Here is a 6891-nt window from a genome sequence, read left to right as displayed (position 1 = left end):
AGCTATTACCGTTTCACCACCGAGTCAGGCTGACCGGCGCACGGAGGGTAGAGGGAAGGCAGGGGTTTGCCAGCGGCTGCGCAGCAGATCGGGGCGGGGATTTGTAAGCGGGTTATTCGCCGGGCAGGCACGGGGCCTGATCCCGGCGTTGCGGATTCAGCGCACGGCTTTGCGGTTTTGTGCGGCGGGGCTGGCGAGGTAGCGGGTAATGACCTCGACACCGCGGTTGAGATGCTGCTCGAGCAGTTTTACCGAGAGCTCGACATTGCGATCCTGCGCCGCTTCGAGCAACTGGCGATGGTCTTCCTGGGACAGTTTGCCCAGACCCATCGCTTCCAGATTGAAACGCAGGAAACGCTCTTCTTCGTTGAGGCCGTCTTCCACCAGACGCAACAGGCGGCGGTTTGGGGCCTTGCTATACAGCGCCATGTGGAACAACCGGTTGAGCCGACCGATTTCGGTGTAATCGTGCTGGGCTTCGAGTTCTTCGATATAACCGGCCGCGCGTTGGCAGTCGGCGGCGCTCAGTCGCGGAATCGACTGCCGCAATGCGGCGGTTTCGAGGAGGATTCGCAACTCGTAGGTTTCGGTCGCATCGCCCTGGATCAGTGGGGCTACCACTGCGCCTTTGTGGGCGGTGACACTCAGCAATTCCTGCGCTTCGAGCTGGCGCAAGGCCTCGCGCACGGGCATGCGGCTGACGCCGAACAGATCGGCCAGATCCTGCTGGCGCAGGGCGGTGCCGCAGGGCAGGCGCCCATCGAGGATGGCGGCGCGCAGGGTTTCTTCGATGATCGAGCGGGCCAGGTGCGCGGGGATCGGCCCATCGACTTTGATGCTCTGCAGTGGTTTGGGCTTCTGTGTCACGACTACGCACCCTGTCTGTCGACTTAATTTGGATCCAAATGACACTAGTGATTGCTCTACCGGATGTCAAACCGCATAGAGGCACCCTGTCATTGGTGAAGTTTAGCGTGCCGGCGATGATCTCATGGTGCCATTGTTTTTTGCCGGGCTAAGCTTCACCATCAAACGCTTTCCTCTCTGCTCTCTGGAAACCTGCTGTGGCGGTACGTTTCGCAATCCCCCGGACACTGCGCTGGCTAGGCTGCGCACTGCTGCTGGCCGGCGTCATGCTGGGCGGCCTGCATGCCGATTGGGATTTTTCCGCGATCAGCCGCAAAGCCACGGCGCTGTACGGGCCGCTGGGCGCCGGACAGCAGCGGATCGACGCCTGGCAAAACCTGCTGGCCACGCAGAAACAGGTCAGCGAGATGGAAAAGCTCAAGGTGGTGAACCTGTTTTTCAACAAACAGGTGCGTTATGTAGAAGACATCGACCTGTGGCACGAGGTCGATTATTGGGAGACACCGATCGAAGCCTTATGGAAGGGCGCCGGCGACTGCGAAGACTATGCGATCGCCAAGTATTTCAGCCTGCGCCATCTCGGCGTTTCCAGTGACAAGCTGCGCATCACCTACGTCAAGGCACTGCGCCAGAATCGCGCGCACATGGTGCTGACGTACTATGCCACCCCCGACGCCATGCCGCTGGTGCTCGACAGCTTGATCGATCCGATCCAGCCGGCGTCCCAGCGAACCGACCTGTTGCCGGTCTACTCTTTCAATGCCGAAGGTCTGTACCTGCCGGGCGCCAAGGGCAACAAGAAGGTTGGTGACACCAAACGCCTGTCGCGCTGGCAGGATGTGCTGAAGAAAATGCAGGCCGAAGGTTTTCCGGTCGAGACGACTAACTAGGAGCACGCGCTCAGATGTCTTTGTTCAAACAGCTGTTGATCGCTATCTGTCTGTTCCTGGTGGTCGCCTTCACCGGCAGCTTCATGGTCAGTCTGGAGAGCTCGCGCACCCAGTACGTCAATCAGTTGCGCTCCCACGCTCAGGACGCCGCCACGGCGCTGGCGTTGTCGCTGACACCGAATATCGACGACCCGGCGATGGTCGAGCTGCTGGTCAGCTCGATTTTCGACAGCGGTTACTACGCGAGCATCCGCGTGGTTGATCTGAAGACCGACAAGACCATCGTCGAGCGCAGTGGCATACCGGCCGTTACCAATGTGCCGGACTGGTTCGTCAAACTGATCGGCCTGGAACCGGCCGGTGGCGATGCGCTGGTCAGCCGTGGCTGGGAGCAGGCGGCGCGGGTCGAGGTGGTCAGCCACCCGATGTTCGCCGTGGCCAAGCTGTGGCAGAGCGCGCTGGGCAGTCTGGGTTGGCTGCTGATCTGTGGCGCGGTGAGTGCGGTGCTCGGCGCGTTGCTGCTGCGCCGGCAACTGAAACCGCTGGATTACATGGTCCAGCAGTCCCACGCCATTGCCCGCCGCGAATTCCTCAGCCTGCCGGAACTGCCGCGCACCCCTGAACTGCGACGGGTGGTGCAGGCGATGAACCAGATGGTCGAGAAGCTTAAAGCACTGTTCCAGGAGCAGGCCGAACGCAGTGAAAAGCTGCGCGCCGAGTCGTATCAGGACAACCTCACGGGGCTGGCCAACCGACGTTATTTCGAGATGCAGCTGCATAACCGGGTGAGCAACCCGGAGCAGGCCAGTTCCGGTTATCTGCTGTTGTTGCGGGTCAAGGATCTGGCCGGACTCAACCAGCGACTGGGCGGGCAGCGCACCGATGAACTGTTGAAAGCCGTTGGCGAACAGTTGTCCCGCGAGTGCGCCAGATACCCGGAAACCCAGAACCTCGTCACTCGCATTCGCGGTGGCGAATTCGCCGTGCTGGCACCGGGGCTGGTGCGCGAAGAAGCGCTGCAACTGGCGCAGAACCTCGACAGCGCCTTGAGCAGCCTGCACGCCACTGGCGCCACCGATGTGCCGGCCGTGGCCTCTATCGGCCTCGCCCCGTTCGCTCACGGCGATTCACCGCAAGCGGTGCTGACCCTCGGCGATCAGGCGCTGGCGCAGGCCGAAGGGCAGGGCGAGCAGAACTGGGCGTGTATCGACCATAGCCTGGTGGCGGATGTCGGCGACGATCACCACGCCTGGCATCGCTTGCTCGATCAGGCCTTGAGTCAGCAGCGCTTCGAACTGTATTTCCAACCGGTGGTGGCCGCGCAGGACACGCAACTGGTGTTGCATTACAAGGTGCTGTCGCGCCTGCTCGATGACCAGGGCCAGACCATCCCCGCCGGCCGCTTTCTGCCCTGGCTTGAACGCTTCGGCTGGACGGCGCGGCTGGACCGCTTGATGCTTGAGCGCGTGCTCGAGCAGATGAAGGCGCATGAAGACTCGCTGGCACTGAACCTGTCTTCGGCGACCCTGGGCGACCCGCAGGCCTTGAATAAAGTGTTCGAGATTCTGCGCGCACATTCCAATCTGGGCGAGCGGCTGACCCTGGAAATCGGTGAAGAACAGTTGCCCGAACAAGCCGTGCTGGAACAGTTGACCCGACGTCTGCGGGAACTCGGCTTCTCCCTGAGCCTGCAACGTTTCGGCGGGCGCTTCAGCATGATCGGCAACCTGGCACGGCTGGGGCTGGCGTACCTGAAGATTGATGGCAGTTACATTCGCGCGATCGATCAGGAGAGCGACAAGCGCCTGTTTATCGAGGCGATCCAGAGCGCGGCGCACAGCATCGACCTGCCGTTGATTGCCGAGCGGGTGGAGACTGAAGGGGAGTTGTCGGTGATTCGCGAGATGGGCTTGTATGGGGTGCAGGGACAGTTGTTGGGTGAGCCGAAGCCTTGGCGGTGAGTCATTGCAAACCCGCCCTCAGCCTAGCCCTCTCCCAGAGTGAGAGGGGACTGATTGGGGGAGACGCCGACGTTTCTCAGGTCGATGTATACGCCTGACACCTTGGTCGGCTACCTCTCCCTCGGGGTGAGGGTAGGCTTTTGATTACGAGGGGATCAGATCAACCCGCCCTCATCCTCATCGATCAACTGACTCAACCCGCCCAATGCTTCACGCGCCTGGGTCCGGTCCATCAGTTTGGCCTGGGCTGCCGGCGGCAGATCGGTGACGCGGATCACGCCTTTCTGGGTCAGCACCTGAATCAGGTCGTCGAGTACCCGAATCATTTCAAAGTCGCTCTGCTTGAGCTGTTTGAGGCTGTTTTCCACCGCTTCGTTGGCGTACCACGCCTGGATTTCATGGTGGTCGGCCGGCAGCGTTTCCGTGGCCTCGGCGTAGGCCGCGGCTTCCACGCGAATCAACTGACCTTGCGCATCGCGTTGCACGTAAAACATTGAGCATCCCTCGGAAATGAACCAGCGTCATGCTGTCAGCAGCATAGCCAACTGCGGGCAAGTATGCGGTGCGACGACGAGATCGTCACCGGTACGGTGCAGGTAAACGCGACGGCCGCCCCTGAGGGCGGCCGTTTTGTTCACGCATCAGCTGTTGTTGTGGTCGACCTTGATGGTCGGGTCGCTGCCGGCAATCAGGTTATGGATGTTGGCGCTCGACCAGTTGTTGCCTTCCAGTTTGATCGTCACGTCCGGTGTCGCGGCGGCGGCATCGGCCGAGTTGAACTTGCCCGCCGAGCTGACTTGCAGCGACGACACGCCGTCGACCGTGGTGATCTTCAGGAAGTTGTCGATGGTGCTGCCGGTCTCGCCCTGCAGCAGATCGCGCAGGTCGATGCGGTCGCCTTCATTGGCATTGAAGTCCTTGATCACGTCGTTGCCGGTGTCGCCAGCCTTCCAGACGAAGGTGTCGGCGCCGGAACCACCGATCAGGATGTCGTTGCCCTGACCGCCGATCAGCGTGTCGTTGCCGGTGCCGCCGAGCAGAATGTCATTGCCCTTGCCGCCATCGAGCAGGTCGTTGCCGCCCGAGCCGAACAGGATGTCATTGCCCGCGCCACCCAGCAGGGTGTCGTTGCCGTCATGCGCGCCAGACACATCGAACGCCTGATAGTGCTCGGTGATGTACTGGTGCACGTTGCTGGTGGTGACCTTGCTGACGTCGACGCCGGTCTGCTGCGCTACGAACGCCTGCATCGCCTGATAACCCTCACCGGCGATGCCGTTGAAGCTCACCAGATCGCCGAACAGGATGTCGTTGCCGTCGCCACCGCTGACGGTGTCGTTGCCCGGCAGCGTCGCTTCGGTATGGCCGATGATCGAGTTGGCCAGGTCTTTCGGGTCGATGTTGGTTTGCGGCGAGTGATCCGAGTCATACGGTTTCAGGTCGTTGAGGCTGACACCACTGTTGATACCGATGGCTTCGACGTTCGACAGACCGCTGAGCAAGGTGAAGCTGCTGCTGGAGTTATCGGTGGTAGCCGATGTGGTGCTGTTACCGGTGCCCGCCAGGCTCGACAACTCGTAGGTCCCGTCGCCTTGGGCATGAACGGTGCCCAGGTTGGTCGCGGTCCAGCCGTAACGGCTGGTGTAGACCTGCAGCTGCGCACTGCCGTTGGCACTGATGCTCAGGTAATGCGTGCTGTCGATGTAGGTGCTGAAGGTGTCGCCCAGTTTGTAGTTGCTGGTCGTTACCACACTGTCGAACTTCACGTTGCCGTACAGCGTCGGGTTGGTCTGCTCGCCGCTCTGGTAGTAGGTCGGCTGGCCATCAGTGATGAAGTACGTAAGGTTCTTCGCCCCGGTGTTGGCCACGGCTTCCGCGCTCTGGAAGAAGTTGGCCGTGGTCTTGAACACGTCTTCGTAGTTGGTGCCGCCGCCGGACGACATCGAGTCGAGCACGGCTTTGAGCTTGGTCAGTGCGTTCGGATCGTTGAGGTTCACCGACACCGACTTGTTGACCTGGGTATCGAAGTCCACCAGGAAGATGTTCACCGTCCCTGAGTTGCTGCCGCCCAGGCTCTGCTTGAGGGTGTTGAACACCGAGGTCAGAGAGTCCTTGGCAGCGTTGATCGACGAGGTGCTCATGCTGCCCGAGCTGTCGACCATGAACGCGATGTTGTAGTTGGTGCCCGGCACCACGGTCAGACCGCCGATGTCGGCGACCATGATGTCGTTGCCATCGGTGCCGTTGAAGGTGTCATCACCCGAGGTCGCCACCGACGCGGTGTAAACCGCCGGCACCACGGTGACCGGAATGGTCGCGGTGCTGCTGGCCGAACCGCCGACCATCTCGGTGGAGGTCGAGGTCACGGTCAGGTTGAACTGGCCGTTGTAGTAGGTCGGCGGGGTTACGGTCAGGCTGCCCAGGTTCCAGCCGGTGACGTTGGCTTCGCCGTTGCTCGCGGTGACGGTGAAGCTGTGGCCGTTACCGTCGGAGAGCACCGAGCCGACCGGCGCACCGCTGATCTTCACGCTCAGGGTTTCCGAGCCGTCGGTGTCGGTCAGGGCGGTGTTGATCGCCGACAGTTTCACCGTGGTGCCTTCAGCGCCGGTGTTGAGCTTGTAGCCGTCGTAATAACCTTCGCCGTTAGTGCCGTGCAGATCGGAGACGGTCACGCCGGCGTTCACCAGATCCTGCACGCCGGTGTAGATCGGCACGCCGGCGCTGCTCAGGTCGATTGGCGTGCTGCCGTTGACCGACAGGTTCACGTCATAGCTGCCCGGGCCGCTCTGGTTGTGGTGGTAGATGTCCAGGGTGTAGTAACCGCTGGTGGTCGGGGTGAACGAACCGCTGATCGCACCACCTGCCCCCCAAGTACCCGACGCCACGCTCTTGCCGCCGATGGTGATCAGCAGGCTGTCGTCGGCCACACCGCTGAAGCTGTAGGTCTTGCCGGCTTCCAGGTAGATCAGGCCCGAGGTTTTCGACGCGGTGCCGGCGGTCACGCTGCCGTCCGACTGCACGTTGGTCACGGTGCCGCTGGAGTTCGGGGTGCCAGCGCCGTCGATGACGGTTTTCAACGTGGTCGAGTCCGCGCCTGCGCCGCTGGTGCCCAGACCCGACAGGCCGGTCCAGACTTCCTTGACCAGCCCGGTGGAATTCACGCTGTTGTCGGC

General features: G+C 61.8%; 5 protein-coding genes. 2 read left to right on the top strand and 3 right to left on the bottom strand.

What is annotated here, in order from left to right:
• Window positions 1–156: 156 nt before the first annotated feature.
• Entirely contained in the window at window positions 157–867 is a 711-nt protein-coding gene (locus DBR24_RS06485) for a GntR family transcriptional regulator (RefSeq protein WP_123470331.1), read from the bottom strand.
• Window positions 868–1064: 197 nt separating this feature from the next.
• Between DBR24_RS06485 and lapG the strand changes: the two genes are divergently transcribed.
• Complete coding sequence (lapG, locus tag DBR24_RS06480; protein WP_064117407.1) at window positions 1065–1757, top strand: cysteine protease LapG; 693 nt, start codon at window positions 1065–1067, stop codon at window positions 1755–1757.
• Window positions 1758–1771: 14 nt separating this feature from the next.
• Window positions 1772–3718, top strand: a complete 1947-nt coding sequence (gene lapD / locus DBR24_RS06475) for a cyclic di-GMP receptor LapD (protein WP_128614257.1) — start codon at window positions 1772–1774, stop codon at window positions 3716–3718.
• A gap of 155 nt (window positions 3719–3873) precedes the next feature.
• Here lapD and DBR24_RS06470 read toward each other — a convergent pair whose 3' ends face one another.
• Entirely contained in the window at window positions 3874–4212 is a 339-nt protein-coding gene (locus tag DBR24_RS06470) for a hypothetical protein (RefSeq protein WP_038369138.1), read from the bottom strand.
• A gap of 147 nt (window positions 4213–4359) precedes the next feature.
• Window positions 4360–6891: type I secretion C-terminal target domain-containing protein (locus tag DBR24_RS06465; RefSeq protein ID WP_128614256.1), on the bottom strand; the 2532-nt coding region annotated here is incomplete at its 5' end.

Source organism: Pseudomonas sp. HMWF006, from assembly GCF_003061205.1.
Taxonomy (GTDB): domain Bacteria; phylum Pseudomonadota; class Gammaproteobacteria; order Pseudomonadales; family Pseudomonadaceae; genus Aquipseudomonas; species Aquipseudomonas monsensis.
Note: the sequence above shows the minus strand (reverse complement) of the source record. Positions and strands in the feature narration are given on the sequence as shown.

Excerpts from the sequence above, each read along its gene's own strand:
- DBR24_RS06470 (WP_038369138.1), bottom strand. The coding sequence starts at position 4,212 with ATGTTTTACGTGCAACGCGATGCGCAAGGTCAGTTGATTCGCGTGGAA.
- lapD (WP_128614257.1), top strand. The coding sequence starts at position 1,772 with ATGTCTTTGTTCAAACAGCTGTTGATCGCTATCTGTCTGTTCCTGGTG.